The following is a 25,747-nucleotide window of genomic DNA, read 5'->3' as shown; positions in this document are numbered from 1 at the left end:
ATTTTCACTTGCAATTATCGGAAACATCATATATAATAATTCTTGCGTTGAAAAACCAGCGCATTAAGAAATAAGCGTGATTAGCTCAGTTGGTAGAGCACCTGACTCTTAATCAGGGTGTCGAGGGTTCGAGCCCCTCATCGCGTATCAAAACACTATTTTTGGCTTGTTTGGGGCTGGGGATGGTGTTTTTTATTTTATTTGATGAATATAACCTGCTGTCCGCAAAAGAAAAGGAGCCCTTATATGATCACAGATCCCGTTTGCAGTCAATATGCCCAAAAGGCTATGGATTTATTTAAAGAAGGCTACAACTGTTCCCAGTCTGTTTTTCTTGCCTTTCAAGACCTCTACGACATAGACCGGCAGACTGCACTGAAGCTGAGTTCTTCCTTCGGCGGAGGCATGGGCAGACTGAGAGAGGTCTGCGGATCTGTCAGCGGCATGTTTCTCACTGCCGGTATCCTGTACGGATATGATTCCCCGGCAGACCGTACTGCCAAAACAGAACATTACAGGCGGATCCAGGAACTTGCACGGGCATTTGAAGAACAAAACGGCTCCATTGTCTGCCGGGAACTGCTGGGCCTTAGCCAGAAAAAGGAATCCTATATTCCTGCGGAACGGACAAAAGAATATTATGAGAAGCGCCCATGTGTGCAGATCGTCGGCTGCGCCGCATGTATTATGGAAGAATATATAAAAAACCATGCGGTACATCCATAAGAAACACAAGACTTTCTTAATGTTTGTTTATAGGATGTTTAGAATTGTTTAGTTTCTATACATTGTATTCGAATATAAAACTGATATACTTAAGACATAGTTTTTCATATATATTTTAATCCTCTCTTTTCATTAAAGACCCCGCAGGCATGCGGGGTCTTTTGTTTGTTCTGAAGGATTTACCAAAACACAAAAATACTGCCGGAAGAACTATTCAAGTTTCCGGCAGTATTCTGCTCATAAATCAAGAGCTTATATTTTCTTATAATCCAGTTTTCTCAGCGATAAATTTTCTTGCTTTCAAAGCATATTCCAGCGGATTTGCCTTAGCAGGGTCCTGTTCAGCCTCTACCAGCATATATCCCTCATATCCTGCATTCTCAAGCACTTTAAAGATCGGATCAAAATCGATGCATCCGTCACCCGGCACTGTAAACGCACCCATACGCACGCCGTCCAAGAAGCTTAAATTTTCTGCTTTTACCTTTTCTACCACTTCCGGGCGGATATCTTTTAAGTGAACATGTTTGATACGGTCTACATATGTTGTGACCATTTCCAGAGGATCTGCCCCGCAGTATGTAAAATGCCCTGTATCAAACAAAAGGCTTACATATTCAGGATCTGTTCCTGCCATCATTCTCTCCACTTCATCCGGATTCTGTACAACAGTTCCCATATGATGATGGAACGTAAGACTGATTCCGTATTCTTCTTTTGCAATCTTTCCTAATTTATTCATTCCTGTGCAGAATGTCTCCCATTCTTCATCGTTCATCACATATTTATGTCCAAAGATCGGGGTATCCGGCATACCCTGTACACTGTGGCTCTGCTCAGAAGCACCGATAATCTTTGCTCCCATAGCCTTTAAGAAGCTTAGCTGTGCACGGAATTCTTTTTCTACCTCTTCAAATGGCTTAGTAATCAAAAATGATGAAAACCATTGATTGCAGATCTCGATTCCGCGGAGTTTAAGAGCCTTTTTCAAAACCTCCGGATCCTTTGGATATTTATTTCCTACCTCTGAACCAGTGAACCCTGCCAATGCCATTTCGCTGACACACTGCTCAAAGGTGTTTTCTTTTCCCAGATCCGGAAGGTCATCATTGGTCCAGGCAATCGGGGCAATTCCTAATTTTACTTTTTCTTTGTTAAACATAGCACTTCTCCTTTATCCGTGTTCTTTTTTGATCTGAATAAAGAATACCATGGGGGAGCACTAAAAAAATCGGGAATATTTTTAGCTTTGTTGTACTAAAAATAGATGTTCCCGATTTTGTGTCTTTTTTTTAGGAGCGTCTGCGGTACTCCGCCGGACTGATGCCGTTCAGCCGTTTAAAAGCTTTTGAAAAGTAGTGATAATCATTAAATCCTGATTCCAAAGCCACATCCTTGATCTTATAGCTTGTATTTTTCAGCAGATCTTTTGCATATTCTACCCTAAGTTCCAGAAGAAATCCGGAAAAGCCGATGCCCATCTCCTGCTTAAACAGATAACTCAGATAGGCAAAATTAAGGCCTACCGCATCAGCCACCTCCTGCAGCCCTATCTGTTCTTTGAAATGTTCTCTGATATACTGTACAGCCTGTCTGATCTGGGTTCCTGCGTTTTCAGGAACCTCTTTCCCCACTCCGAGAAAAATCTTTTTCCTGTAGTCCTCAAATATTTCCGTGAGCTGTTCAGCGTGGGTCAGCTTAAACAGTTCTTCCTGGCTGTGCTCCGTTCCCATTGCGGTATCCAGTCTGCGGATCCAGCGGAAAATGATCTTGGGATCTGTCCTCAGTTCCCGGCACATATCTATGACCTGGCCGAATTCCTCTCTCATCTCCTTTTCCTTCCGCCCTGCGGCATATTCCTTGGCATGGCTCAAAAGCTCCCCGGCACATTCCGGCATACTCGTACCGATGGTCTTCTGGCTGTCAAAATATAAAATATCGCTGTCCTCATAAAAACTCAGCTTAATCGTATCCCTTGCCTGCTGATATGCCTGGCGGATACCGCCCTCACCGATACAGATATTGCTGACGCCGATGTCATAGTCATAAATCTCATCCTTACAGCATTGAAAGCATGCAGACGCCACACTGGTGAGCTTCTGCTTCATCACGCTGCTCCTGCTTTGGTCGGAAAGATCCAAAAAGCAGCAGAATATTCCTCCTCCCAATGAAATCGTCTCTGCCTTGCTGCTCTCTTCCCCCAGGAGCATTTCCAGCTGCGCAGAAAGGCGCTCAATAAACCCGGCTGCATACTGTTCTGTCTCCGCCGGAGACTGGCTGTCCTTAATACTCATCCACCCGGGGATAAACATGTTCACAACTGCGCTGTTGATATATTTTCCCTCAATGCCGGCTTCCTTCCGTCTTTCCTCCCGTTCTTCCGTGCTCATGTCTCCCGCCAGAATCTCATTAAAAAACCGGATCTTTAAAGACTGGCTTCCCGCCTTGATGAGTTTTTTTGTACGCTCATCATCACTGTTCTGCTTCTTCATGCTGTCCATATGGCGCTCTGCATTTTTCAGCACCTCAAAAAGAGAATCCTCATCCAGAGAATTTTTCAGCACATATTCATTTGCTCCCAGGCGCATAGCTTCTTTCACATAATTAAAATCATCATGACAGCTCAGAACGATAATATATGTAGAAAGACCCATCTCCCGTACCTTCCGTATCAGCTCAATCCCATCCATCAGAGGCATGGAAATATCAGATACAATCACATCAGGAGACTGCTCCCTGACAGCATTCAGGGCCTCCTCACCGTCCCTCAGGTCTGCAATGATCTCATAGCCTGCTTCCTCCCAGGCATCCAGCTGTTTCAAATAGCTTCGCACTAAAAAATCGTCATCTACAATAATCGTTCGGTACATGGCGTTTCTCCTTTCACACTGCATACAGATTCTGCTCTTTGTAAGCCGGCAGGTAAAGATATGCCGTCGTTCCGTCAGAATTGCTGTCATATCCAAGACCTGCATTATTTCCATAATACAGCACCAGTCTCTCACGGACATTGGCTACTCCAATGCCGCTGAGTCCATTTGTTTTTTTTGTCTTCTTCGTCAGTAAATCATATATCTGTTCCTGGGTCATACCTCTCCCATTGTCTTTAACGCTGATGCAGAGATAATCCTCTTCAATCATCGCTTTGATCTCAATCCGGCTGTTGTCCTTTTTCATATCCAGCCCATGAAGAATAGAATTTTCTACCAATGGCTGCAGAATCAGACGGGGCACAAAACAGCTTCCCGCTTTTTCATCAATCTGATAGTCCACCTCAAAATGTCCGTCATAGCGGATCTTCTGCAGGTGAATATAATTGTTCAGAATATGCAGTTCATCAGAAACTGTAACAAAGGTCCCTTTTTTATTGACACTGGCCTGGAGAAGTTCCACAAAGTCCCCGATCAGATTGCCCAGTTCCTTCTCCCCCTTCAGCAGAGCAGCAAATTTTATGGAATTCAGCGTATTGTACATGAAATGAGGGGTGATCTGGTACTGGAGTGCTTCTAATTCCGCATCCTTTTTCAGCCCTTCCTCTTTGACCAGCCGTTCGATGAGCTTTTCAATCTGGTTCAGCATGTTGTTGAAGTCATTGGAAAGGCGGCCGATCTCATCGTTTGTATACACTTTAACTCTTTTGTCCAGTTCTCCTGCGCTGACCTCATCCATGGCTGCTGTCAGGTTCCTTAGCGGCTCATACATGGCCCTTGTGGCAAAATAGGCAGGGATCAGGGAAATGCCAAGGAACAGGAATAAAAATGCCAAAAGAAAATATTTGAGCTGGTTTAAATCTCTCAGAACCACACTTTTTTCCACAGTTATAAAGAAGCTGCATCCGGTGAACACTGTTTTGTAACTGATTCCCATAACCGCAGGCTTTCTCTTGTTGAAAATACCATTTTGCTGCACATTCGGAAAGCTGCTGTTTTTATAGATTTTCCCCATGGACTCAGCATTTTTTGTAGAGACAACAGCATTCTCCTTATTCAGCAGAACTGCTTCGGAAGATTTTCCGTCGTTTAAAATATCGAGATATTTATAGTAGATGGCTCTCTCCTCAATATTGCACATAACATAGGCAATGGTTTTTCCGCCATCTGATTTGAGCGGCTCAATGAAAGACAAGATTTTTTTCTGATTTCTTATCGGATCATCTATAATCACCGGATGATCTTGCCGGGAAACGTTTTCCACACCCTGCAGGACAGAGTCCCTGACCTTTTTCTCATAAATAGGATAGTCCTCTGACGTGACAATGGTCTTTTGCCCCGGTATCACCAAATATACAGAGCCAATGTCACTGTAGCGTTTTTTAAATCTGCCCAGGTCAGATGATATCTTTTCCAGACTTGCCACATCTTTTGTAAGGGAATAGTTTTCTGTCCGGGCTGCAAGCTGTCCGTCATCTGAAGCCTGGACCGTGATATAATAAATCTCCTTCATGGCATCATCAAATGCATTCCCCACTTGTTCTATCCGCCCGTAGAGGTTCTGCCCATAATTGTCCTCAATCATCTGCGTCGACTTCAGATAAAATACCAAGGTGATGGCTGAAGCTGTCAAAAGCGTGATGCTGATAATTGCCAAGAATACTTTACTCCGCATACTGCGTATCATACCGTGCTTCCTCTCCCTTCCCTGGTGTCCGATGCTAGCCTGAACCGGCATGCCAGTGCCGGCTCAGGCTAACTGTAAAGCTTGAAAATATCAGTTTTCCAAGCTTTACATAAACAATTTCTTCTATATCTAATTATACGTTACACTAAAAAAGTGTCAACTAGTACGCAATCTTTACCGTACCGCCCTTTTTCCAGGCTTCTGTCGTGGCGAAACCAATCTGTGTGGATTTTGTTCCGTCATATACGGTTACGTCCGGTTTTGTACCGCTCTGCACGCAGTCAATGAACTCGCTCATTTCCAGCAGATACGCTTCTGAAAATCTTTCTGAAAATCCGCTGACACACTCAGTCACGGCCCCATTTTGATCATAAATCATGCACAGATTTTTTTCCGGCACAGGACTGATTCTTAAACTTCCCTCTGTACCGATAATCTCTGTCTCCACATGATATCCGTGGGCTGCCGTACGTCCCACATGTACAAATCCCAAAGCTCCGTTCTCACATTTATACATTGCAGCTCCCGTCTCATCGTCTCCTGCTTCTCTGAATTCAGGATGTTTAAATGTAGCCCCTGCAGCATAGACTTCCACCGGATCAGATTCCAAAAACCAGCGCATTAAGTCAATATCGTGAATGGCCATATCAATAAAGATGCCTCCGCTGGTGGCCGCGAACTTGATTGCCCCCTCCACGAGAGCTTCCGGATCAATACCTGCAGCTTTTACCATGTAAGGCTTACCGATTGCTCCCTCCTCGATCTTTTTCTTTGCATATGCATAGGACGGATCATAACGGCGCATGAATCCCAGAAAGAATGCAAGCTCCGGATGGCGCTCCACAGCGGCCTCGGCTGTTCTGCACTCTGACACAGTGACGCCAAGAGGTTTATCGGAAAAGACATGTTTTCCGGCATCCAATGCAGCTTCGATCTGCCAGCAGTGTTCTCCGCTCGTTGTTACAATCGCCACAGCTTCAATATCTGCTTTCTCAACCATCTCACGAAAATCTGTATAGACGTCTGTCACTCCAAGATTCGTTTTGGCATATTCTAATTCTTCCGGTACGATCGAACAAGCAGCCGTAAGTTCCGCATTGGGAATCTTAAATGCCAAATTCTCTGCATGTAACTTTCCTAATCTTCCTAATCCTGCGATGCCTACTTTAACTTTGTTCATAATGTAATCTCCTTTTCTGATCTATATATTCGCCATGAAACGGCAGGATCTTTTTCTCTGCCCTCAGTGCTATTTTACCTTTCCGCACTTCAGGGCGTATTCCGATAATTTTTAGATTTGATTTTATTTTTTTATAGGCTCGTCAGCATTTATGTTATTTGTATAAAAAAAAGGATTCCCCGTAATTGGGGGATCCTTTTTTGTGTCATATTTTTATTTTTTGGGTTTTATTTTTAGATCTGCATGGATGATTTTCTGATCCGGCTGTTTGATTCCTTTCTTTTCATTCACAATATACCGGATTGTTTCATAGCCAATCTCATAGCCCGGCTGGTAGGCCAAAGCGGCAATTCTTCCTTTCTTTACTGCATCCAGGGCGTCTTCCTGGGCGTCTACGGTAGCAATTAGCACCGGCCGGTCCTTCATATATTCCATAATGCCCAGAGCCGTCACGGCACTGGTTGCAAATATGCCGTTCAGATCCGGATGTTCTTTCATAAGTCTGGAAATCTCCTGCTCTGACATCCTCAGGTTGCTGTACCCGCTTTCCGTAAAGGCAATTCGGATATCTGTGTTCTTTTCTATGTAGTCTTTAAAACCTTTCAGTCTTGACGCATGGGAGTTTTGTTTCAGATTCCCTGATATGATACCCACCGAACCTTCTTTTCCCATCTGTCCTGCCATATACTCTGCCAGATCCCTGCCTGCTTTTTCATTGTCGATCCCAATATACGGAACTCCCTTTTCCATAATCTTAGTATCGTAGGACACTACTTTTATATTTTCCTTTTCTGCTTTTTTCAAATACTTATCTGCATTGTAAGAATCAATAGGTGACACAGCCAGTGCATCAATGTCCTTTTTCAGCAGACTGTCGATCATCTGCTGCTGTGCTTTTTCATCAGTCTCCGTGTCAGGAGACATGATAATGACTGATACGCCCAGATCTGCAGCAGCCTTTTCCATGCCTGAACAGACAGACATCCAGTATTCACTGTCCCTTGACTTCGTAACGACCCCTATGACATATTCAGGATTTTCCGTTTCCAAAGACTGGTCCTTCTGACAGCCAAAAAAGCTTCCTGCAGCCAGTATACATGTAAGAACTGCACAGACGGCATTCAGCATGCTTCGTTTTCCAAATCTCTTTTTCATTGATTTCCACCTCTCAGGAATTCTGGGCTTCAATTCTCTCTGCCAAGTCGTTCAGGTAGACCCACCGTTCCATTTTGTCGTTCAGCTGTTGTTCCAGCACTTCTTTTTCTTCTGTCAATTCCCCAAGCTTTGTATACTGGCTGGCATTTTCCTCTATTGCCTGCTCCAACGATGCAATCTTTTCTTCCAGTTCCTCGATATCCGCATCGATGGTTTCATACTCCCTCTGTTCATTGTAAGAAAACTTTAGCTTGGTACTCTTCGCCTTCCAAGCTTTTTTCTCTGTCTTGTCTTTTGTTTTTTTCGGTTCCTCCGGAGTTCTGGCCCTCAAATAATCTGAGTATCCTCCCTCATACTGGGTTAATCTTCCTTCTCCCTCAAAGGCAAAGATCCGCTCTGCAATCCGGTCCAGGAAATAACGGTCATGGGACACGGTGATTACAATGCCCTGGAAGGAATCCAGATAATCCTCCAAAACCCTCAGAGTTGCAATATCCAGATCATTTGTGGGCTCATCCAAAATCAGTATATTGGGCGCATCCATCAATACTTTCAGCAGATACAGCCTTCTTTTTTCTCCGCCCGAAAGCTTAGAGAGCGGTGTGTACTGCATAGACGGCGTAAACAAGAACCTCTCCAGCATCTGTGATGCACTGATTGTTCCGCCGGAAGTCTCTATATAGTCTGCTGTATTGCGGATATAGTCAATCACGCGGATATCCTCTTCCATATCTTCATTTTCCTGAGCAAAATATCCGATCTTTACCGTATCTCCAATCACGACCTCCCCGTCATCAGGAGCCAGGCGCCCTGTGATGATCTTCATTAAGGTTGATTTTCCGCACCCATTAGGCCCGATAATGCCCAGACGGTCATCCCTTAAAATGATATAAGTAAAGTCTTCAATGAGCTTTTTCTCTCCATAGGACTTTGAAATATTATGGAGTTCTATGGTTTTCTTTCCAAGTCTTGTGCCGACGGAATCCATCTCAACATTCTGCGTTTCTCTGGGTCCCTCCATATTTTTCAGCTGCTCATAGCGGGAAAGCCTGGCTCTCTGCTTTGTTCCTCTTCCCTGAGGGCCGCGTTTTACCCATTCCAGCTCTGTCCGCAGCACACTTTGGCGTTTGCGCTCTGTAGCTAACTCCATTTCTTCTCTCTGTGCCTTCAAAGCCAGGAATCCTGAATAGTTGGAATCATAGGTGTACAGTTTCGCCTGGTCAATCTCCACGATTTTGTTCGTTACACGGTCCAAAAAATAACGGTCATGGGTCACCATAATCAAAACACCTTTAAATCTGTTCAGATAGTCCTCCAGCCACAGTGCCATGTCATTATCGATATGGTTGGTAGGCTCGTCCAGTATCAGCACATCAGCCGGATCCACCAAAGTTCTTGCCAGTGCTACCCTTTTTTTCTGTCCGCCTGACAGATGGCTTACTGATGCATCAAAATCAAAGATTCCCAGCTTGGTCAGGATGGTTTTTGCTTCGCTTACAGGCTCTCCCCCGTCTGCATCCTGTTTTCCTTCCGTTACATAGGAAAGAACCTTGGCTCCTTCAGGAAAATGAGGGTTCTGAGGAAGAAATGCTGTCTGGATTCCTCTTCCGAAAATAACCTCTCCTTCATCCGGAACTTCCAGACCGGCGATCACTCTCAGCAAAGTTGACTTGCCTGTGCCGTTGACTCCAAGGATCCCGATCTTATCCCCCTGATGCACTCCAAGAGATATGTCATCAAATATGGTCTTATCTCCAAAAATTTTATTTACATGTTCTATATTTAATATGTTCATGCGCCCACCTTTTCTTTATCATTCTCTGCTTTTTAGTTTAATTGCTGTCCTGCCTCTTGTCAAACCGAACTAAAAAAGATAAAAACGGACAGCAGATAACTCTGCCGTCCGTTTTTATCTTTTAATGTGAGAACAGGATTACCGGGCTTTATCCACAGCCGCCATCAGTTCTTCTTTTGGCACAGCTCCCACAACCTTCGCTGCCACCTGTCCGTTCTTAAATACCAGAAAGGTAGGCACTGACATCACGCCGTACTGTGCTGCAATATCACTGTTTTCATCAATATCCAGCTTTCCGACTTTGACACTGTCTTTGTACTCTGCTGCCAGTTCTTCCACTACCGGTCCCATCATTCTGCACGGTCCGCACCATGTTGCAAACATATCGACAAGTACCGGCTGATCTGAGTCTAACACTTCTGCCTGGAAATTTTCCTTCGTAAACGTATACTCCATACTACTTCTCCTTACCTTGACCGGCATAAACAATCTTTCGCTTCTTCCAGCGATGCCACCAGCCGGCAAAACCACTTTCTGGACTTTGGATGCTGGTAGAAAAATTGATTTACCTTTACTTGACACTTTTTCTGTTTCATAATTATCTTACCACTTTTTTATTATAGTATGCAACATCGGCAGAAATATTAACGGTAAGCTGTCAGCCGGCAGATCGGCTTGCCTTCCTTTGAAAATCTGGTTTCATATTCCGTCATCACATTATCTTTCGCATACTCGCTGTGATGCAGATCAAAGGTACAGTTTAAAAGCTTCCATCCCGCTTCCTCTGTCTGCTCCAAAGAAAAATCAAACAGCCCTTTGTTATCTGTTTTAAAGATCACCTGTCCGTCTTTTGCAAGAATATGATCGTACCGTTCATAGAATCTCGTGGACGTCAGCCTTCTCTTGGCATGGCGTTCCTTGGGCCACGGATCGGAAAAGTTCAGATAAATCCGGTCTATCTCTCCTTCTGCAAAAACTTCCTCAAGATTTTCCGCATCCATACGGATCAGCTTTAAATTGTCTCCCTCAAATTCTTCTGTCTTCTCTACTGCCCTTACCAGAACACTTGAAAACTTCTCAATTCCAATATAGTTGATTTCCGGATTTTTTTCTGCCAATGTCAAAAGAAATTTTCCTTTTCCCATACCGATTTCTATATGGATCGGCCGGTCATTGCCAAACAGTTCCCTCCATCTGCCCTTCCATTCTTCCGGTTTACAGACTGAAAATGGGCTGTCCGCTATCGTATCTGCCGCCCCCGGCACATTTCTTAAACGCATTCTAATTTCCTCGCCTTCTCTGAATTAATGCTTCTAAAACATTTTAAAAGCTTTCCGCCTGGTTGTCAATTTCCTTTGCATTCTGTCTTTGATACGTATATAATGAGGAAAAAGGAGGACCGCACTATGGAAATTGAACGCAAGTTTATCGTTACCGACCCGCCAAAGGACCTTGACTCTTACCCTCACTCCGAGATCGAACAGGGTTATCTGTGCATGGAACCGGTCATCCGGATCCGCAGGCTGGACCATGAATATATCCTTACTTATAAGTCCAAAGGACTTATGAAACGGGCCGAACATGAATTTCCTCTGACAAAGCAGGCATATGAGCATCTGAAAAGTAAAATTGACGGTATCCTCATTTACAAGACTCGTTACCAGATTCCTACATCCGATTCCCTTACCATTGAACTGGATGTGTTCCACGATGACCACGAAGGACTTATGATGGCGGAAGTAGAGTTCCCATCGGAAGAAGCAGCCCTTGATTATGAAGGCCCTGACTGGTTTGAGGATGAAGTGACTCTGGATCCAAGATACCAGAACAACAATCTGGCCAACCGCTGAAATTATAAAATACACCGAGCCGCAGCAAAAGAAACTGCAGCCCGGTGTATTTTGATTCCAAGCATTTTATATCTTCTTGGATAATTCTTCTCTGACTAAAGCTCTCCTAAGAGACATCTCCGCCCGATGGAGATCAGTGTCATTCCTGTGTTTCAAACGTTCTTCTGCGCGTCTCTTGGCACGCTCCATACGCTCAACATCAATCTCACCCGGCCATTCTGCAACTTCTGCCAGAATGTTTACAGCCTCTTTTGTGATCTCCACAAATCCCTTCATCAATGCAGCCTGCTTTTTTGTGCCGTCTGCCTCTGTGATCGTCAGGATACCGGGAGCAACGATCATCGTCATTGGAATATGCTTCGGATAGATCCCTACATTTCCTTCTGTGGTTGTAAACTCAGCCATCCGGACCTCCCCTGTGTAAAAGGACCGGTCCGGAGTTGTTACTTCTAATTTCATCAGACTCTCAGCCATCAGATCACCTGCCTACTTTGCATTCGCACGTTCCACGACCTCATCGATACTTCCCGCATTCAGGAACATACCCTCCGGAATGTCATCATGTTTGCCTTCCAAGATCTCTTTAAAGCCCTGAATCGTGTCGTTTAATGTTACATATTTTCCAACCGTACCTGTAAACTGCTCGGCAACAAAGAACGGCTGTGACAGGAACCTCTGAATCTTTCTTGCACGGTCAACAATCAGCTTCTCTTCATCAGAAAGCTCGTCCATACCGAGAATCGCAATAATGTCCTGAAGTTCTTTATATCTCTGAAGGATCTCCTGTACTCCGCGGGCCACCTGATAGTGTTCCTCTCCTACGATCTTCGGATCCAGAATTCTGGATGTGGACTCTAAAGGATCTACCGCCGGATAAATACCCTGCTCCACGATGGCACGGGAAAGTACCGTTGTCGCATCCAGATGAGCAAAGGTTGTAGCCGGCGCCGGGTCGGTCAGGTCATCGGCCGGCACATAGACTGCCTGCACGGATGTGATAGAACCATCCTTTGTGGATGTGATCCTCTCCTGAAGGGCACCCATCTCAGTCTGCAGAGTCGGCTGATATCCAACCGCACTCGGCATACGTCCGAGAAGTGCAGACACCTCAGAACCTGCCTGGGTAAAACGGAAAATGTTATCGATAAACAGCAGCACATCTTTACCGCCTTCATCACGGAAATTTTCAGCAATGGTAAGTCCTGTAAGCCCTACACGCATACGGGCTCCCGGCGGTTCATTCATCTGTCCGAATACCATGGCTGTCTTGTCAATAACACCTGAGTCGCTCATTTCATAATATAAGTCATTTCCTTCTCTGGTCCGCTCTCCAACACCTGTAAATACGGAATATCCGCCGTGTTCCGTGGCAATATTCCGGATCAGTTCCTGAATCAGTACGGTTTTGCCCACACCGGCACCGCCGAACAGACCAATCTTTCCGCCCTTTTGGTACGGGCATAAAAGGTCAACAACCTTGATTCCTGTCTCCAGCACTTCAGTTTCTGTAGACTGGTCTTTGAATGCCGGCGCCTTTCTGTGTATCGGCAGCCGTTTGGCATTCTCCGGAGCCGGTTTATTGTCAATAGGGTCTCCAAGGACATTGAACATCCTTCCCAGAGTCTGCTCTCCTACAGGCACAGAGATCGGCCCGCCCGTGCAGACTGCCTCCATCCCTCTGACCAGACCGTCTGTGGGTCCCATCGCAATACATCTTACGGTATCATCTCCCAGATGCTGGGAAACCTCTACAACCAGTTTCCCTCCCTGCTTTGTCTTAATATCAATGGCGTCGTTGATCTCCGGCAGATGCCCGTCGCTGAACTTGATATCTAAAACCGCACCAATAATCTGGGTGATCTTCCCTGTATGATTATCTGCCATTTAATAATTCCTCCTACTTCTATTCCAGCGCCTCTGCCCCTGAAATGATTTCTGTCAATTCCTGCGTGATGGCGCCCTGTCTTGCCCTGTTATAGGCAAGGCTCAGGTTGTCAATTAATTCTTCGGCGTTGGTCGTTGCTGAATCCATGGCCTGCATCCTGGCGCCGTTCTCGCTGGCAACCGATGTGACAAGCGCACCAAAAATCAAACTGCATACATACTTGGGAATCAGCATAGACAATGCTTCTTCCGGTTCCGGTTCATAATTCATGAGAGTTTTCGCATCCTCTCCGTCTTTTGCCTTTGAATCGATCTCCACAGGCAGCAGTTTGATCATAGTCGGCTCATGGACCACGGTATTTTTAAAATTGGTATATGCCAGATAGATCTCGCCGATATCACCGTCTTCAAAGGCTTTCAGCACACGGTTTCCGAGATCCACAGCATCCTCATACTCCGGTTCATCAATGATCTCGGAATCATCGGAAGCGATATGATAGCCTCTGTTTGCAAGACTGTCCATAGCCTTATGCCCCACACCATAGATCACCGCATCCTCTTTGGAAATCCCGCTGTCCCGGATCAGCTTCACAATATTGTTGTTATATCCTCCGGCCAGCCCACGGTTAGATGAGACTGCAATGACTGCTTTCTTCTGTGAACCGTTGGCCTTTAAATAGGGATGGTCAATATTGTCAGACTGGGCTAAGATCGAGGATACCGTCTGATACATTTTGTCAAAATAAGTCCTGGATTCCTCAGCCCTTACCCTTGCCCTCTGAAGCTTTACGGTAGAGACAAGCTTCATTGCCTTTGTGATCTGTCCGGTGCTTTCTATACTGGCTTTTCTTCTTTTTATATCAACAATTGATGCCATAAAAGCTCACCTCTTTACTTTGCCTCAAACTGCTGTCTGCACTCTTTGATGGCAGTAATCAGCTGTTCTTCCGCTTCCTTTCCAAGCTCTCTGGTCTCACGGATTGACCGGAATACATCCGGGTATTTCGTATCAATCAGCTCAAACAATTCTTTCTGGAAGTCTAAAATGTCTTCCACCTTGATCTCCAGCAGATACTTCCTGGTAGCTGCATAAATAATCACTACCTGCTGTTCTACCGGAAGCGGCTGGTACTGAGGCTGCTTCAGCACTTCTTTGATCCTCTCGCCCTGTGCCAGACGCTCTTTGGTGTCATCGTCCAGCTCTGATCCAAACTGGGCAAATGCAGCAAGCTCCCTGTACTGTGCAAGGTCGGTACGGATCGGGCCTGCAATCTTCTTCATTGCCTTGATCTGCGCCGCTCCGCCGACTCTGGATACAGAAAGGCCTGCATTGATGGCAGGACGGAAACCTGCATTAAACATCTCAGTCTCCAGATAAATCTGTCCGTCAGTGATGGAAATTACATTGGTAGGGATATACGCAGAAACGTCACCTGCCTGAGTCTCAATGAGCGGCAGGGCCGTTAAGGAACCGCCTCCCAGTTCATCTGAAAGCTTTGCCGCACGCTCCAGCAGTCTGGAGTGGAGATAAAAGACATCTCCCGGATAAGCCTCTCTTCCCGGCGGTCTTCTAAGGAGCAGGGACAGGGTGCGGTATGCAGTTGCATGTTTGCTCAGATCATCATAGATGACAAGAACATCTTCCCCGTTTTCCATCCATTCTTCCCCTATGGCACATCCTGCATACGGTGCAATATACTGGAGCGGCGCCAGCTCACTGGCTGTGGATGCCACGACTGTGGTGTAATCCATCGCTCCGTGCTCTTCCAGTGTCTTTACGATATTAGCAACGGTTGAGGACTTCTGTCCGATTGCCACATAAATACAGTGAACGCCCTCACCCTTCTGATTGATAATTGTATCGAGTGCAATGGCAGTCTTACCGGTCTGCCGGTCGCCGATAATCAGCTCCCTCTGCCCCCGTCCGATCGGCACCATGGCATCGATCGCTTTGATTCCTGTCTGAAGCGGAGTATCTACGGATTTTCTTGAGATAACTCCTGATGCTACTCTTTCTATTGGACGGTACTTTTCCGACTCGATCGGGCCTTTGCCGTCAATCGGCTGTCCCAGGGAGTTCACAACACGTCCGGTCATCGCATCTCCCACCGGCACTTCCACAACTCTTCCGGTAGTTTTTACGGTATCTCCCTCGCTGATGTTTGTTTGATCTCCCAGCAGTACAGCTCCGACGTTATCTTCCTCCAGGTTCAGCACCATTCCGTATACTTCCCCCGGGAATTCTAAAAGCTCTCCCTGCATGGCCTCATCAAGGCCATGGATTCTTGCAATTCCGTCGGCTACCTGAATCACGGTTCCAATATCAGAGGTTTCAAGCTTGGTAGAGTATTGTTTGATCTGCTCTTTAATGACAGAACTAATCTCTTCTGGCCTTAAATTCATTTTGCTTTTTTGCCTCCTTGCCTATAATCACAACTGTATTTTTGACAGACTTCTTCCCATAGTCTGAAGCTTCGTCCGGATGGAACTGTCGATGACTCTGTCCTCAAGACGCAGCACAAGCCCTCCGATCAGGCTCTCATCCACCTCATAATCCACTTCAAACTCCTGATAATCTGTCAGTTCTTTCATACGATGCACAATGTCTGCTTTCTGCCCTTCGGACAGTTTGAAGGCAGAGGCAACCTTAAGGCTCCCTATCCCCTCTTTTTTCTTCATCTGGCCAATGATATAGTCCAGAATCGACATTATGTCACGGTATCGGTCCTTCTTCACAATGACCAACAAAAAGCCCATCATGTCCTCGGAAATCCTGCCTTTAAATGCTGTCTCCAGTATCCGCATTTTTTCTTCTTTTACGATTTTGGGATGAGAAAGCATCTGATTCAGCTCTCCGCTCTCCAAAAACACCTGGCGCACAGCCAGGACTTCCTCCTTGACAGCATCGAGGGTATTCCTCTCCTCTGCCAGAGAGAGATAGGCATCTCCATATGTTTTGCTGACTAGCTTCGCCATGTCTGATCACCCATCTCCTTTAAGGTCTCTTCCACAAGGGCATCCTGTGCGGCCGGATCGATCTTTTCTGTGATGATCTTTCCTGCCATAGCCACTGCAACCTGGATCATCTCCTGTTTCACCTGATCCCGTACCTTTTTCTTTTCCAGCGCGATCTCATTTTCCGCCCGCTCAGTGATCCTTGCGGCTTCCTGCCTGGCATCCGAAACGATCTCCTCTTCCCTTTTCAGGGCTTTCTTCCTGGCCCGGCTTAAAATCTCATCGGCTTCTTTTTCTATATCCCTGATCTTTTCTTCATACTCAGCTTTTAATCTGGCTGCCTCTTCTTTGTCGGCTGCCGCTGTATCCAGATCATCTGCAATCTTATTTTTCCGGTCATTTAAAAGCTTTCTGACCGGCTCAAATAATACATAAGATAAAAAAGCAAACATGATAAAGACTGCGATTGCCTGGCATATTAAATCAAATCCAAGCTGGATATCAAGTCCAAAGATTCTGTCCACGTCCTGTCCTCCTTTCCCTAAATTGTCCGGTTTGTCATGTGCTGCCGGCTACCTTCTGCCGGCCTTCTTCCGCCGGATTATAATTTAGCGAATAATGGGTTTGCGTATAACAGAATCAAACCGATAACCAGACCGTAGAGACCTGTAGTCTCGGCAACTGCCTGTCCGAGAAGCATGGTGGACATGATATCACCTTTTGCCCCTGGATTGCGTCCCACAGCTGCAGCACCCTGTCCTGCTGCATATCCCTGTCCTACACCAGGCCCGATACCTGCGATCAGCGCAAGGCCCGCTCCGATTGCTGAACAACCTAATACAAATGCTTCACTTGAAATATTCATAAGAAAATCCTCCTAAAAATAAAATTATTCTTTTCGATTACTCTTGATCGTTCTTTCCGGACTATGCATTCCTCTTATCAGCGATAAATGTCATAGTCAGCATGGCAAACACAAAGGTTTGGATGGCACCGGAAAACAAGTCAAAATATACATGCAGAAATGCCGGCACCCCCAGCTTCGCAAAAATCGGAAGCAGGCCGTACCACAGCGAAAGCATGATGGTTCCTGCCATAATGTTTCCGAACAAACGAAGTGACAGTGAAACCGGTGTTGCAAATTCTCCGATGACATTCACCGGGAACAGCACCGGGATCGGCTGGAACAGATCCGTAAACATACGGAATTTCCTCGTCTTGAAAGCGCTGTACTGAATCATGACAAACGTGATCAGCGCAAGGGATAAGGTCGTCCCATAATCAGCCGTCGGCGCCCTAAGCCCGAACAGCCCGGATGTGTTGGAAATAAAGATAAAGAACATGATGCTGCCGATATAGTTGGCAAACGGCCTCCAGTGTTTTCCCATGGTGCTCTTTACCAGCTTATCCAGCATCTCTACCACCAGCTCCACGGCGTTTGCAAGACCGCTGGGCTTCTCATAATCTTTCATGATACTGCGCCTTGCAACTAATGCCAGAACCATGATAAAGATCATGACAATCAGAGTTGTCACATGAGTGGTGGTGATCCATACCTTATGCCCGAAAAAATTCAATGGTATCAGCCCGTGTACCATGAAGTCCACATCATTTCCTGATGCGGCAGCCAGCATGGGGGCCTGAATCATTCCCATAGCATACCCTCCTTTTTAATAAATTCTCCTTTTTACTTCTTTACTGCTGCCGGATCTTCCTCCCGATATCCGGCCGTGGATCATCGGCTGCAGATATGCTGCAATCTTGATCCCCAAAACTCCCAGTATGATTCCAGAAAACGCAAGCATATGGATCTTAATTCCCACCGCTGCCACAAAAACAGTTAAAAATTTGCGGACCAGTGTCCGGCGGACCATATACTTATTTGCAGATTCAGGATCCAGATCCAATGCAGTGTCAATGGTCAGATACATATTCAGAACCAGACAGACCGCAAGAAACAGGCCTGCAAGGATCCCGCCGAGAAAATATACAGAACCTCCCGATGTGACCATGCCGGCTGTCCCGGCCGCTGCACCGTAAATCCCTAGTCCAGCCAGCAATTCCAAAAGGACAGGATTGATTTCTTTAATCTCTTTTATCATCGTTATCCTCCTCGTCTTGGCTGACATTCCTTATGAGTTTCCAGGCACCGCTTAATCCTCCTCCGACGCCCAGAATTAAGAAAGGAATAAAAAAATGGGTAGAAAACTTCCGGTCCAGCCAAAGACCCAAAAACATGCACAGGAATACCGATGTCAATATGGTGATTCCCAACTGAGTTATCAAAGATAACGAACGCACAATGTCCCTATTGATCTTCATAAAGACCTCCTTCAAAAGTTTCTACTCACACTTAGTAATTATATCATCCATAAGATATTATTGCTACAAAAAAAACCTCTATGCACACTTACGCTGACAAATAACAAAATCTGGGCAAAGCCTCCTTCCGGCAGAACAGGTCATACTGTATTTTTCCATAATTACCTGTTTTTTATTCTCTCTTCTTTTTATATCAGAACAAACCTTCCTAAATATTGAAAAACGGCACCCTTTAAAATAAAAGATGCCGTTTCTACATTATTTTATCAGTAAAATTAATCTTCGATCATCTGAATCCTGCGGATATGGCGTTCATCATTGGAAAACTTAGTCTCCAGAAATGTATCTACAATATCCAATGCCAGTCCCTCTCCGGTCACTCTTGCCCCCAGCGCAAGAATATTGGCATTGTTATGTTCCCTTGTAGCTCTGGCGCTGAAGGTATCCCCGCAGAGCGCGGCACGGATTCCCTTGATCTTGTTGGCCGTAATCGAGATACCGATGCCTGTTCCGCAGATCAGGATTCCCTGTTTCACTTCATCTTTCAGAATTCCCTCTGCCACTGCTTTTGCATACACCGGATAGTCACAGGATTCCTCAGAATAGCATCCGTAATCCTTCACCGCATGTCCCTTTTCCTCCAGATGCTTGATAACTGCCTGCTTCAGCGCATATCCGCCGTGGTCGCTTCCAATACCTATCATTTCATTTCCTCCTAACTTTTGGTTCCATATTTTATGGATTAACTGTGTGATCTGTACAAAACAATGCTCATAGTCTTCGTCATCCATTCCGTAGGGATCGATGACTGCACCTTCATCGTTGGCATACTCATTGATGGTGGCAACTTCCTTATATCCATGATAGTCTTCCAGTACCATTTCTTTCTGCTTATCATTCATGGTAAGAATCAAGTCACTGGTCTCCACATCTTCCTGTGTAAGCTGGGAAGCCTTGAAATCTACAATCTCGATCCCGCTTTTTCTGACCAGGTCTGCTGCTTTTGTGTGTACCGGCTCCGGAAATAAAACAATCAAGCCTTTCGATACCACTTGGATATCTCTTCTGTGGGCATCTTTTAAATACTTCCGCAGCACCGATTCCGCAATAAAACTGCGGCAGGTGTTGTTCGTACTAACAAATATAATTTTTTTCAAACTAATCTCCTTTTAAACACGGATCATCTGATGCCCCGCTGCTTTGGCCAAACGGTTCATCACCGCCTCTTCATATTCTTCTCCCTCAAATCCTTCTGAAAAGATCATATCTACATCTCTATGGTCAAACTCTCTCAGTACATGATACAGATTTGCTGTCACCGTCTCCATGTGTTTACGGCTCCCCACCGAAATCACTTCGTCCGCATCATAGGCGTCCTTTGTCTCTTCCGTGGCAATGACTCCGGTTCTCATACCCTTGCTCCGGCAGTCATGAACCCTTTTTGTTATCTCTTTTGTAACTTTTTCTCTATCCATTCCAAGAACGAGGATCAGCTGGGCTTTCGGTGCATAATGCTTATACTTCATCCCGGGTGCCTTCGGCACTGCGTCTTCTTTCACCGCGAAAGAGCCCAGAAGTACCTCTGTCGAAAGAATCTGTTCCAGTTCATCTTTTGTAATTTTTCCAGGTCTCAGGATCACCGGCACATCTCCGGTAAAATCAACGATTGTCGATTCAACGCCTACATCTACTTTTCCGCCGTCTAAAATCATAGGGATCTTTCCGTCCAGGTCCTCAACTACATGCTCAGCCTCTGTGGGACTGGGCCTTCCTGAAGTGTTCGCACTGGGCGCTGCCACAGGAATCCCTGCCTCTTTAAGCAGAGCTAAAGCAACCGGGTGGCTGGGCATACGGACAGCCACAGAATCCAGACCTCCTGTTACACGGTATCCAACTTTGTCACTTTTCGGTAAAATCACAGTCAGCGGACCGGGCCAGAAAGCATCCATAGCTTTGCGGGCCAGTTCCGGTATGTAGGACGCAATCTCGTAAATCAAGTCCATGCTTCCGATATGCAGAATCAGAGGATTGTCGGATGGTCTCCCTTTTGCCTCATAGATCTTGTCAGCAGCATCGTCCATCCAGCCGCTGCCTCCCAGCCCGTAGACAGTTTCTGTGGGAAAAGCTACAAGTTCTCCCTGTCTGAGAAGTTCTGCCGCCTCATGGACCGCTTCTTTATTGTCAGTATTTTCAACGTTTCTCACAATCGTATTCATAATTCCCATCCTTCTTATAGAGAAAACCCCATTGGTAATTAGTATAACAAACTTTTTTAAAAAAATAAAGCAGCAGCTTCCCGGGCTCATTCTGAATGTATTCTTTGCTGCATTTTATGACCTTTTCATCCTGGCATCGTTTAATATAGAAGTGAATCATTCATAAATCTATTGCCTGACCGAATATAATGCTTTAATTACCGGAAAGAGATTTTACATATGGAACAAATTTTTTCTCTGATCAGCCGGCTGAACAGTGCATTAAATTCCTTTATATGGGGAACACCCATGCTTGCCTGCTTTCTTGGCATCGGCCTGATGTTTACATTTCGGACCAATTTCTTTCAGCTGAGGCACTTTCGGCTCTGGTTCTCTTCCACCTTTCTGTCTTCTTTCAGAAAATCTGAAGTACGCAAAACTAAGGATTCTGCCTCCATCTCCCAGTTCCAGTCTCTCTGTACCGCTCTGGCAGGGACCCTTGGCACCGGAAATATAGCCGGGGTTGCCACCGCCATCACTGCCGGAGGGCCAGGAGCTGTCTTTTGGATGTGGATTTCTTCGGTACTGGGTATGATGACCCACTATGCAGAAGTAACTTTGGGCATGAAATACCGCTACAAAGATAAAAACGGAAATTGGGCCGGCGGCGCCATGGTCTATATGGAACGGGGCCTGCACTCAAAATGGCTGGCTTCCCTGTTCGCAATGTTTTGTATACTGGCTTCCCTTGGAATCGGAAATATGGCACAGGCAAACTCTATGTCATCTGCTCTCTCTGCTACCTTTTCTATTTCCCCTGTTATCACCGGGCTTGCAGGTCTTTTTTTGGTGGGATTTGTTATTATGGGCGGCATTAAACGGATCGCCAGTGTCACAGAAAAAGTGATACCGGTCATGGCAGCTTTATTCACACTCGGCTGTATCATCATTATTGTTGTCCACATAGACCAGCTTCCGTCCGCATTCCATTCCATCTTTCACGGAGCCTTCTCCCCAAAAGCTGCCGGAGGAGGGGTGCTGGGCTATGGAATCACTGCTGCCATGAAAAAAGGAATCTCCAGGGGAGTGTTTTCTAATGAAGCCGGGCTTGGAAGCTCTGTTACCGTACATACAAACTCTGATACAAAAGAACCTGTTGTCCAGGGCATGTGGGGAATCTTTGAAGTATTTACCGACACTGTTGTCATGTGTACGATTACAGCACTTACAATTCTCACCTCCGGCGTCTATGCAGAAAGCACTTATCTGAATGCCATGGCTCTTGATGCAGTTCAGGGAACTACCGCCCATTTTGATTCCCTGCTTAACGGAGTGCCCCTGACCAGCGCGGCATTCTCCACAGTTTTCGGGCCCTGGGGCGCTGCCTTTGTTGCCATCGCCATCGTTTTCTTTGCATTTTCAACTTTGATCGGCTGGTCCTTTTACGGAGAAACAGCCGTGGCCTACCTCTTCGGAAAAAGAGCCGTGACCAATTACAAACTCGTATTTTTATATTTTATATTTCTGGGATCGATCCTTCACCTTTCCTTTGTATGGAATCTTTCCGATACCTTCAACGGATTAATGGCCGTCCCAAACCTGATCTCCATCACCCTGCTGTCAGGCCAGGTAATCAAAATGACAAACGACTACCTAACCCGAAGGTGACAACATGCCATAGTGAAGAAAAAATTTGGAGGCGGTGCGCAAAGCGCAGTGAGGCTGTTTGAACGAAGTGAGTTCCGAACGGGCCGCCGGAGAACTGGTCAAAATGTCATACATAAAACGTGCCCTGCAATGAATATAATATTACAAAAGTCCTGAGGTCTTTAAATGAAATATCGCAAACAACTTTTAGGAGTTGCTGTTTTCTGTATTGTGGTTCTGCTCTATATCTCATCCATCACGCTTCCGATCTTTGTAAATCAAACCATCGGCAGGCAGAATGTCATTATCATTGATCCCGGCCACGGCGGCAATGATCCCGGAAAGGTCGGCAGCGGCAATGTACTGGAAAAGGATATAAACCTGTCCATCTCAAAAAAATTAAAAACAATTTTGGAGAAGGAAAAATTCAAGGTAAAGATGACCAGGGACGGTGACTACAATCTGGCCACCAGCACCACCAATGTAAAAGTATCCGATCTTTCCAACCGCAAACAGATCATATTTGATGCTGAACCAGTCCTGGTCGTGAGCATTCATCAAAACAGTTATCCAAGCGGTGATGTACATGGTGCACAGGTATTTTACTATCAAGGCTCCCAAAAAGGGAAACAGCTTGCTGACTGTCTCCAGAGTTCGCTTGTAGAAAATCTGGATCCCGGCAATCACCGGGTGGCAAAAGCCAATAGCGATTACTTTCTGCTCAGAGACAATCCGTATGTGACTGTCATCGCAGAATGCGGTTTTTTAAGCAATGAGGCAGAAAAACAGCAGCTTCAGGATAAAAACTATCAGGAAAAGGCTGCTCAGGCCATCTATAAGGGAATTCAATCCTATTTAAGCCAAGAGAAATAATCCCTTGGCTTAATTGAGATACTATTGGTATAGATGACGCATTATTTAATGATTGGTTACTTTTTGATAGTAGACGGCACAGATCTCCCCTTTCTCATCATCAATGAAGTCTTTCATGTAGGAATCATCTTCCCTGAGCATAAGATCCATCTGTTCCTGGTTGCTGCTGTCTACGGGTATTCCATCGACCTGGACTGCCAATCCAAGTTCTAAATAATCCAATAAATCACTGCGATGTCCCATGATAATCTCCATTCTGAATTGCTTGTGAAATGAGCCAGAAAAGTGCTATGATATATAAATTCCAGACATTGCCGAAAGGCAATGAAGATACGGCGCCTCAGCATAATAAAGAGCTCTTTTCCATATGCTGTAAATTCATCATAACAAATTCTGTAAATAATTTCAAGTATTATTGTATATTTTTGTAAGTTATTCAGAAACACTTTACACATATGCAATCTGATACTATACTATAATATAAAGTAAGGGAGTGATGACTATGAAGATAGAACGAATCAGTGACAATCAAATCCGATGTACTTTGAATAAAGCTGACCTTGCTGGAAAAGAGACTCTGCTCAATGAACTGGCATTTGGCTCTGATAAGGCCAAAGGACTGTTCAGAGAACTTATGAAGAAAGCTTCCCAGGAATTAGGTTTTGAGACCAATAATATTCCGCTGATGGTTGAAGCGATCCCGGTCTCCCAGGAATGTCTGATACTCGTCGTCACAAAAGTGGAGGATGCCGATCAGTTTAATGACCGTTACGAAAAATTAGTAAATTCCAAGATATCTTCCGAAGATATGAAGCTGGATGATGCTGACGGAGTGCTTAATTTTCTTGACGAGACTTCTGACAGCGACTTATCTGATCTTGCAGATGCCATGCATCTGGCCATCATGGATTCAGGATGTGACGTATACTGCTTCTCCTCTCTGGAAGAAGTTTCATATGCAGCAAAACTGGTAATTAGCTTTCCGCATGAAAGCCGCTTATATAAAGATACCGAAAATAATTGTTATTATCTGTGCCTGTCCTCTGAGGACAATAAATATGATTTTACAAAAGTCCGGAACATCTTATCAGAGTACAGCAAACGTATCCCAAATACCTATGCGACGAAAGCTTTATTCGATGAACATTTTCAGACCATCCTTTCCGAGGATGCTATTCGGCAGATCGCTGAATTTTAAACTTTAATTTAACCAAAGGAGAGACCCGCATTTATATGGCGGGTTTCTTTTTTTTGGTCTTTTCTTTAGGCTGTATTCTTTTTTGGCCGGCATCAGGCTCATTTTCCAAAAATAAGACACAAAAAATAATCACCCAAAAATATTATTAATAAAATACTATGAAATCCAAAAAAAATACTAGTTTTGGTTAAGTGTTTGTGCTGATATGATTAACTCATAAAGAAATCAGACCAGTTAAAAACGAGAAAGGAAGTTATTATTATGGTAAATGTAGGTATTATCGGAGCAGGAAGAATCGGAAGAGTACACGTAGAAAGCATCTGTACACAGGTGGGAAATGCAAAGGTTAAAACCCTTGCTGATCCGTTTATGACAGAGGACACAGCAGCATGGGCAAAAGAGATGGGTGTTGAAAATACCACAAAAGAATATAAGGATATTTTAAATGACCCTCAGATCGATGCAGTGCTGATCTGCTCATCCACAGATACACATTCACCGATTTCTGTAGAAGCCATTGAAGCAGGAAAACATGTATTCTGTGAAAAACCAATCGATCATGACGTACAGAAAATTCAGGAAGTGGTCGATGCTTTAAAGAAAAGCAATGTAAAATACCAGGTAGGTTTCAACCGCCGTTTTGACCATAACTTTGAAGCAGTAAGAGATGCTGTAGCTGCCGGCAAGATCGGTGAGACACAGATCATCAAAGTGACATCCAGAGATCCGGAGCCGCCAAGTGCAGAGTATGTAAAAGTTTCCGGCGGAATGTTCTTAGACATGACAATCCATGATTTTGATATGGTACGTTTCCTTGCAGGATGCGATGCTGAAGAAGTATATGTTGAAGCAGCAGTCCTGGTAGATCCTGCAATCGGTGAAGCAGGGGATGTGGACACTGCCGTTATTACATTAAAAATGAAAAACGGTGCCATCGCTGTCATCGATAACTCAAGAAAAGCTGTTTACGGATACGACCAGAGAGCTGAAGTATTCGGATCTAAAGGAATGGTCGCAACAGCAAATGATTCAGCTTCTCAGGCAGTAATCAGCAATGCAGATGGTGTAACCGGAGAAAAACCGCTTTACTTCTTCCTGGAACGCTACATGGCAGCTTATGCAAAAGAGGTTAAATGCTTCATTGACGCTATTGAAAAAGACACAGACACTCCTCTCGGGGTTATGGACGGCCTTGAGCCGGTTCTCATGGGACTCGCTGCTAAAAAATCACTGGAAGAACACCGCCCTGTAAAAATTTCTGAAATCACGGTATAGGAGACAACAGCCTGCCTGTCTTTTCCGGCGGCAGGCTGTCCTCTTTCCATATGCCAGATGAAATAAGGAGAAGAA

Annotated in this window: 28 protein-coding genes and 1 tRNA gene; 7 read left to right on the top strand and 22 right to left on the bottom strand. The window is 45.1% G+C overall.

The genetic code is table 11. From position 1 onward, the window contains the following. The first annotated feature begins 74 nt into the window (after positions 1 to 74). Both KH180_RS00750 and KH180_RS00745 read left to right on the top strand, forming a co-directional pair. Positions 75 to 147, top strand: a tRNA-Lys gene (locus KH180_RS00750). A gap of 99 nt (positions 148 to 246) precedes the next feature. After that, positions 247 to 726, top strand: coding sequence for a C-GCAxxG-C-C family protein (locus KH180_RS00745; RefSeq protein WP_290755446.1), 480 nt, complete (start codon positions 247 to 249; stop codon positions 724 to 726). A gap of 262 nt (positions 727 to 988) precedes the next feature. Here KH180_RS00745 and iolE read toward each other — a convergent pair whose 3' ends face one another. The 9 genes from iolE to trmB all read right to left on the bottom strand — a co-directional run bounded on the left by iolE (position 989) and on the right by trmB (position 10,753). Further along, entirely contained in the window at positions 989 to 1,888 is a 900-nt protein-coding gene (gene iolE / locus KH180_RS00740; protein ID WP_290755444.1) for a myo-inosose-2 dehydratase, read from the bottom strand. Positions 1,889 to 2,018: 130 nt separating this feature from the next. Continuing rightward, a complete protein-coding gene (locus KH180_RS00735; RefSeq protein ID WP_290755442.1) occupies positions 2,019 to 3,596 on the bottom strand; it encodes a response regulator in 1,578 nt (525 codons plus the stop codon). A 13-nt stretch (positions 3,597 to 3,609) separates the two neighbouring features. Beyond that, positions 3,610 to 5,343 carry a sensor histidine kinase gene (locus tag KH180_RS00730; RefSeq protein ID WP_290755441.1) on the bottom strand — a complete coding sequence of 578 codons (1,734 nt, stop codon included), beginning with the start codon at positions 5,341 to 5,343 and terminating at the stop codon, positions 3,610 to 3,612. A gap of 160 nt (positions 5,344 to 5,503) precedes the next feature. Next, positions 5,504 to 6,523 carry a Gfo/Idh/MocA family protein gene (locus KH180_RS00725; protein ID WP_290755439.1) on the bottom strand — a complete coding sequence of 340 codons (1,020 nt, stop codon included), beginning with the start codon at positions 6,521 to 6,523 and terminating at the stop codon, positions 5,504 to 5,506. A 213-nt stretch (positions 6,524 to 6,736) separates the two neighbouring features. Continuing rightward, entirely contained in the window at positions 6,737 to 7,678 is a 942-nt protein-coding gene (locus KH180_RS00720; RefSeq protein WP_290755438.1) for a substrate-binding domain-containing protein, read from the bottom strand. 13 nt (positions 7,679 to 7,691) lie between these two features. Then, a complete protein-coding gene (locus KH180_RS00715; RefSeq protein ID WP_290755437.1) occupies positions 7,692 to 9,473 on the bottom strand; it encodes an ABC-F family ATP-binding cassette domain-containing protein in 1,782 nt (593 codons plus the stop codon). 138 nt (positions 9,474 to 9,611) lie between these two features. Next, entirely contained in the window at positions 9,612 to 9,929 is a 318-nt protein-coding gene (gene trxA / locus KH180_RS00710; protein ID WP_290755435.1) for a thioredoxin, read from the bottom strand. 11 nt (positions 9,930 to 9,940) lie between these two features. After that, a complete protein-coding gene (locus KH180_RS00705) occupies positions 9,941 to 10,069 on the bottom strand; it encodes a hypothetical protein (RefSeq protein WP_290755433.1) in 129 nt (42 codons plus the stop codon). Positions 10,070 to 10,117: 48 nt separating this feature from the next. Further along, a complete protein-coding gene (gene trmB / locus KH180_RS00700; protein ID WP_290755431.1) occupies positions 10,118 to 10,753 on the bottom strand; it encodes a tRNA (guanosine(46)-N7)-methyltransferase TrmB in 636 nt (211 codons plus the stop codon). 126 nt (positions 10,754 to 10,879) lie between these two features. Between trmB and KH180_RS00695 the strand changes: the two genes are divergently transcribed. Continuing rightward, positions 10,880 to 11,323, top strand: coding sequence for a CYTH domain-containing protein (locus KH180_RS00695; RefSeq protein ID WP_290755430.1), 444 nt, complete (start codon positions 10,880 to 10,882; stop codon positions 11,321 to 11,323). A 66-nt stretch (positions 11,324 to 11,389) separates the two neighbouring features. Here the strand turns inward: KH180_RS00695 and atpC are convergent, their stop codons facing one another. The 12 genes from atpC to KH180_RS00635 all read right to left on the bottom strand — a co-directional run bounded on the left by atpC (position 11,390) and on the right by KH180_RS00635 (position 20,709). Continuing rightward, positions 11,390 to 11,797: an ATP synthase F1 subunit epsilon gene (gene atpC, locus KH180_RS00690; protein WP_290755428.1), complete on the bottom strand. Its 408-nt coding sequence runs from the start codon at positions 11,795 to 11,797 to the stop codon at positions 11,390 to 11,392. Positions 11,798 to 11,809: 12 nt separating this feature from the next. Beyond that, positions 11,810 to 13,207, bottom strand: a complete 1,398-nt coding sequence (atpD, locus tag KH180_RS00685; RefSeq protein ID WP_290755427.1) for a F0F1 ATP synthase subunit beta — start codon at positions 13,205 to 13,207, stop codon at positions 11,810 to 11,812. Positions 13,208 to 13,226: 19 nt separating this feature from the next. After that, positions 13,227 to 14,084, bottom strand: coding sequence for an ATP synthase F1 subunit gamma (atpG, locus tag KH180_RS00680; RefSeq protein ID WP_290755426.1), 858 nt, complete (start codon positions 14,082 to 14,084; stop codon positions 13,227 to 13,229). A gap of 14 nt (positions 14,085 to 14,098) precedes the next feature. Next, positions 14,099 to 15,610, bottom strand: a complete 1,512-nt coding sequence (gene atpA / locus KH180_RS00675; RefSeq protein WP_290755425.1) for a F0F1 ATP synthase subunit alpha — start codon at positions 15,608 to 15,610, stop codon at positions 14,099 to 14,101. A 27-nt stretch (positions 15,611 to 15,637) separates the two neighbouring features. Beyond that, positions 15,638 to 16,183, bottom strand: coding sequence for an ATP synthase F1 subunit delta (atpH, locus tag KH180_RS00670; RefSeq protein ID WP_290755423.1), 546 nt, complete (start codon positions 16,181 to 16,183; stop codon positions 15,638 to 15,640). Then, positions 16,171 to 16,686, bottom strand: a complete 516-nt coding sequence (gene atpF / locus KH180_RS00665) for a F0F1 ATP synthase subunit B (RefSeq protein WP_290755421.1) — start codon at positions 16,684 to 16,686, stop codon at positions 16,171 to 16,173. The genes atpH and atpF overlap by 13 nt, the downstream gene beginning before the upstream one ends. A gap of 77 nt (positions 16,687 to 16,763) precedes the next feature. Next, positions 16,764 to 17,027, bottom strand: coding sequence for an ATP synthase F0 subunit C (gene atpE, locus KH180_RS00660; RefSeq protein ID WP_006567604.1), 264 nt, complete (start codon positions 17,025 to 17,027; stop codon positions 16,764 to 16,766). A 61-nt stretch (positions 17,028 to 17,088) separates the two neighbouring features. Next, positions 17,089 to 17,817, bottom strand: a complete 729-nt coding sequence (gene atpB, locus KH180_RS00655) for a F0F1 ATP synthase subunit A (protein WP_290755418.1) — start codon at positions 17,815 to 17,817, stop codon at positions 17,089 to 17,091. Positions 17,818 to 17,832: 15 nt separating this feature from the next. Further along, positions 17,833 to 18,264 carry a hypothetical protein gene (locus KH180_RS00650; protein ID WP_290755416.1) on the bottom strand — a complete coding sequence of 144 codons (432 nt, stop codon included), beginning with the start codon at positions 18,262 to 18,264 and terminating at the stop codon, positions 17,833 to 17,835. Next, positions 18,248 to 18,484, bottom strand: a complete 237-nt coding sequence (locus KH180_RS00645; protein ID WP_290755414.1) for an AtpZ/AtpI family protein — start codon at positions 18,482 to 18,484, stop codon at positions 18,248 to 18,250. Before KH180_RS00645 ends, KH180_RS00650 begins: the two co-directional genes overlap by 17 nt. A gap of 275 nt (positions 18,485 to 18,759) precedes the next feature. Beyond that, the gene (rpiB, locus tag KH180_RS00640) at positions 18,760 to 19,641 is read right to left on the bottom strand and encodes a ribose 5-phosphate isomerase B (protein WP_290755412.1); all 882 of its coding nucleotides are present in this window, start codon (positions 19,639 to 19,641) and stop codon (positions 18,760 to 18,762) included. A 12-nt stretch (positions 19,642 to 19,653) separates the two neighbouring features. Beyond that, the gene (locus KH180_RS00635) at positions 19,654 to 20,709 is read right to left on the bottom strand and encodes an L-threonylcarbamoyladenylate synthase (protein WP_290755411.1); all 1,056 of its coding nucleotides are present in this window, start codon (positions 20,707 to 20,709) and stop codon (positions 19,654 to 19,656) included. Between the two features lie 210 nt (positions 20,710 to 20,919). Here KH180_RS00635 and KH180_RS00630 point away from each other — a divergent pair, with 210 nt between their 5' ends. Both KH180_RS00630 and KH180_RS00625 read left to right on the top strand, forming a co-directional pair. Further along, a complete protein-coding gene (locus KH180_RS00630; RefSeq protein ID WP_290755408.1) occupies positions 20,920 to 22,347 on the top strand; it encodes an alanine/glycine:cation symporter family protein in 1,428 nt (475 codons plus the stop codon). 165 nt (positions 22,348 to 22,512) lie between these two features. Beyond that, on the top strand, positions 22,513 to 23,199 hold the full coding sequence (locus tag KH180_RS00625; RefSeq protein WP_290755407.1) for an N-acetylmuramoyl-L-alanine amidase: 687 nt from the start codon (positions 22,513 to 22,515) through the stop codon (positions 23,197 to 23,199). 45 nt (positions 23,200 to 23,244) lie between these two features. On the opposite strand, the gene KH180_RS00620 is transcribed toward KH180_RS00625, so the two are convergent. Then, positions 23,245 to 23,442 carry a hypothetical protein gene (locus tag KH180_RS00620; RefSeq protein ID WP_290755405.1) on the bottom strand — a complete coding sequence of 66 codons (198 nt, stop codon included), beginning with the start codon at positions 23,440 to 23,442 and terminating at the stop codon, positions 23,245 to 23,247. Positions 23,443 to 23,701: 259 nt separating this feature from the next. Here KH180_RS00620 and KH180_RS00615 point away from each other — a divergent pair, with 259 nt between their 5' ends. Both KH180_RS00615 and iolG read left to right on the top strand, forming a co-directional pair. Continuing rightward, on the top strand, positions 23,702 to 24,397 hold the full coding sequence (locus KH180_RS00615; protein ID WP_290755403.1) for an adaptor protein MecA: 696 nt from the start codon (positions 23,702 to 23,704) through the stop codon (positions 24,395 to 24,397). Between the two features lie 261 nt (positions 24,398 to 24,658). Next, the gene (gene iolG, locus KH180_RS00610) at positions 24,659 to 25,672 is read left to right on the top strand and encodes an inositol 2-dehydrogenase (protein WP_290755401.1); all 1,014 of its coding nucleotides are present in this window, start codon (positions 24,659 to 24,661) and stop codon (positions 25,670 to 25,672) included. Positions 25,673 to 25,747 lie beyond the last annotated feature (75 nt).

It is taken from the genome of Anaerostipes sp., from assembly GCF_018381315.1.
Taxonomy (GTDB): Bacteria; Bacillota; Clostridia; order Lachnospirales; family Lachnospiraceae; genus Anaerostipes.
The sequence above is the reverse complement of the archived record's forward strand: the minus strand, read 5'-3'. Positions and strand labels throughout refer to the sequence as shown.

Coding starts and splice junctions, on each gene's coding strand:
- KH180_RS00745 (WP_290755446.1), top strand. CDS start 247: ATGATCACAGATCCCGTTTGCAGTCAATATGCCCAAAAGGCTATGGAT.
- iolE (WP_290755444.1), bottom strand. CDS start 1,888: ATGTTTAACAAAGAAAAAGTAAAATTAGGAATTGCCCCGATTGCCTGG.
- KH180_RS00735 (WP_290755442.1), bottom strand. CDS start 3,596: ATGTACCGAACGATTATTGTAGATGACGATTTTTTAGTGCGAAGCTAT.
- KH180_RS00730 (WP_290755441.1), bottom strand. CDS start 5,343: ATGATACGCAGTATGCGGAGTAAAGTATTCTTGGCAATTATCAGCATC.
- KH180_RS00725 (WP_290755439.1), bottom strand. CDS start 6,523: ATGAACAAAGTTAAAGTAGGCATCGCAGGATTAGGAAGATTAGGAAAG.
- KH180_RS00720 (WP_290755438.1), bottom strand. CDS start 7,678: ATGAAAAAGAGATTTGGAAAACGAAGCATGCTGAATGCCGTCTGTGCA.
- KH180_RS00715 (WP_290755437.1), bottom strand. CDS start 9,473: ATGAACATATTAAATATAGAACATGTAAATAAAATTTTTGGAGATAAG.
- trxA (WP_290755435.1), bottom strand. CDS start 9,929: ATGGAGTATACGTTTACGAAGGAAAATTTCCAGGCAGAAGTGTTAGAC.
- KH180_RS00705 (WP_290755433.1), bottom strand. CDS start 10,069: ATGAAACAGAAAAAGTGTCAAGTAAAGGTAAATCAATTTTTCTACCAG.
- trmB (WP_290755431.1), bottom strand. CDS start 10,753: ATGCGTTTAAGAAATGTGCCGGGGGCGGCAGATACGATAGCGGACAGC.
- KH180_RS00695 (WP_290755430.1), top strand. CDS start 10,880: ATGGAAATTGAACGCAAGTTTATCGTTACCGACCCGCCAAAGGACCTT.
- atpC (WP_290755428.1), bottom strand. CDS start 11,797: ATGGCTGAGAGTCTGATGAAATTAGAAGTAACAACTCCGGACCGGTCC.
- atpD (WP_290755427.1), bottom strand. CDS start 13,207: ATGGCAGATAATCATACAGGGAAGATCACCCAGATTATTGGTGCGGTT.
- atpG (WP_290755426.1), bottom strand. CDS start 14,084: ATGGCATCAATTGTTGATATAAAAAGAAGAAAAGCCAGTATAGAAAGC.
- atpA (WP_290755425.1), bottom strand. CDS start 15,610: ATGAATTTAAGGCCAGAAGAGATTAGTTCTGTCATTAAAGAGCAGATC.
- atpH (WP_290755423.1), bottom strand. CDS start 16,183: ATGGCGAAGCTAGTCAGCAAAACATATGGAGATGCCTATCTCTCTCTG.
- atpE (WP_006567604.1), bottom strand. CDS start 17,027: ATGAATATTTCAAGTGAAGCATTTGTATTAGGTTGTTCAGCAATCGGA.
- atpB (WP_290755418.1), bottom strand. CDS start 17,817: ATGGGAATGATTCAGGCCCCCATGCTGGCTGCCGCATCAGGAAATGAT.
- KH180_RS00650 (WP_290755416.1), bottom strand. CDS start 18,264: ATGATAAAAGAGATTAAAGAAATCAATCCTGTCCTTTTGGAATTGCTG.
- KH180_RS00645 (WP_290755414.1), bottom strand. CDS start 18,484: ATGAAGATCAATAGGGACATTGTGCGTTCGTTATCTTTGATAACTCAG.
- KH180_RS00635 (WP_290755411.1), bottom strand. CDS start 20,709: ATGGGAATTATGAATACGATTGTGAGAAACGTTGAAAATACTGACAAT.
- KH180_RS00630 (WP_290755408.1), top strand. CDS start 20,920: ATGGAACAAATTTTTTCTCTGATCAGCCGGCTGAACAGTGCATTAAAT.
- KH180_RS00625 (WP_290755407.1), top strand. CDS start 22,513: ATGAAATATCGCAAACAACTTTTAGGAGTTGCTGTTTTCTGTATTGTG.
- KH180_RS00620 (WP_290755405.1), bottom strand. CDS start 23,442: ATGGGACATCGCAGTGATTTATTGGATTATTTAGAACTTGGATTGGCA.
- KH180_RS00615 (WP_290755403.1), top strand. CDS start 23,702: ATGAAGATAGAACGAATCAGTGACAATCAAATCCGATGTACTTTGAAT.
- iolG (WP_290755401.1), top strand. CDS start 24,659: ATGGTAAATGTAGGTATTATCGGAGCAGGAAGAATCGGAAGAGTACAC.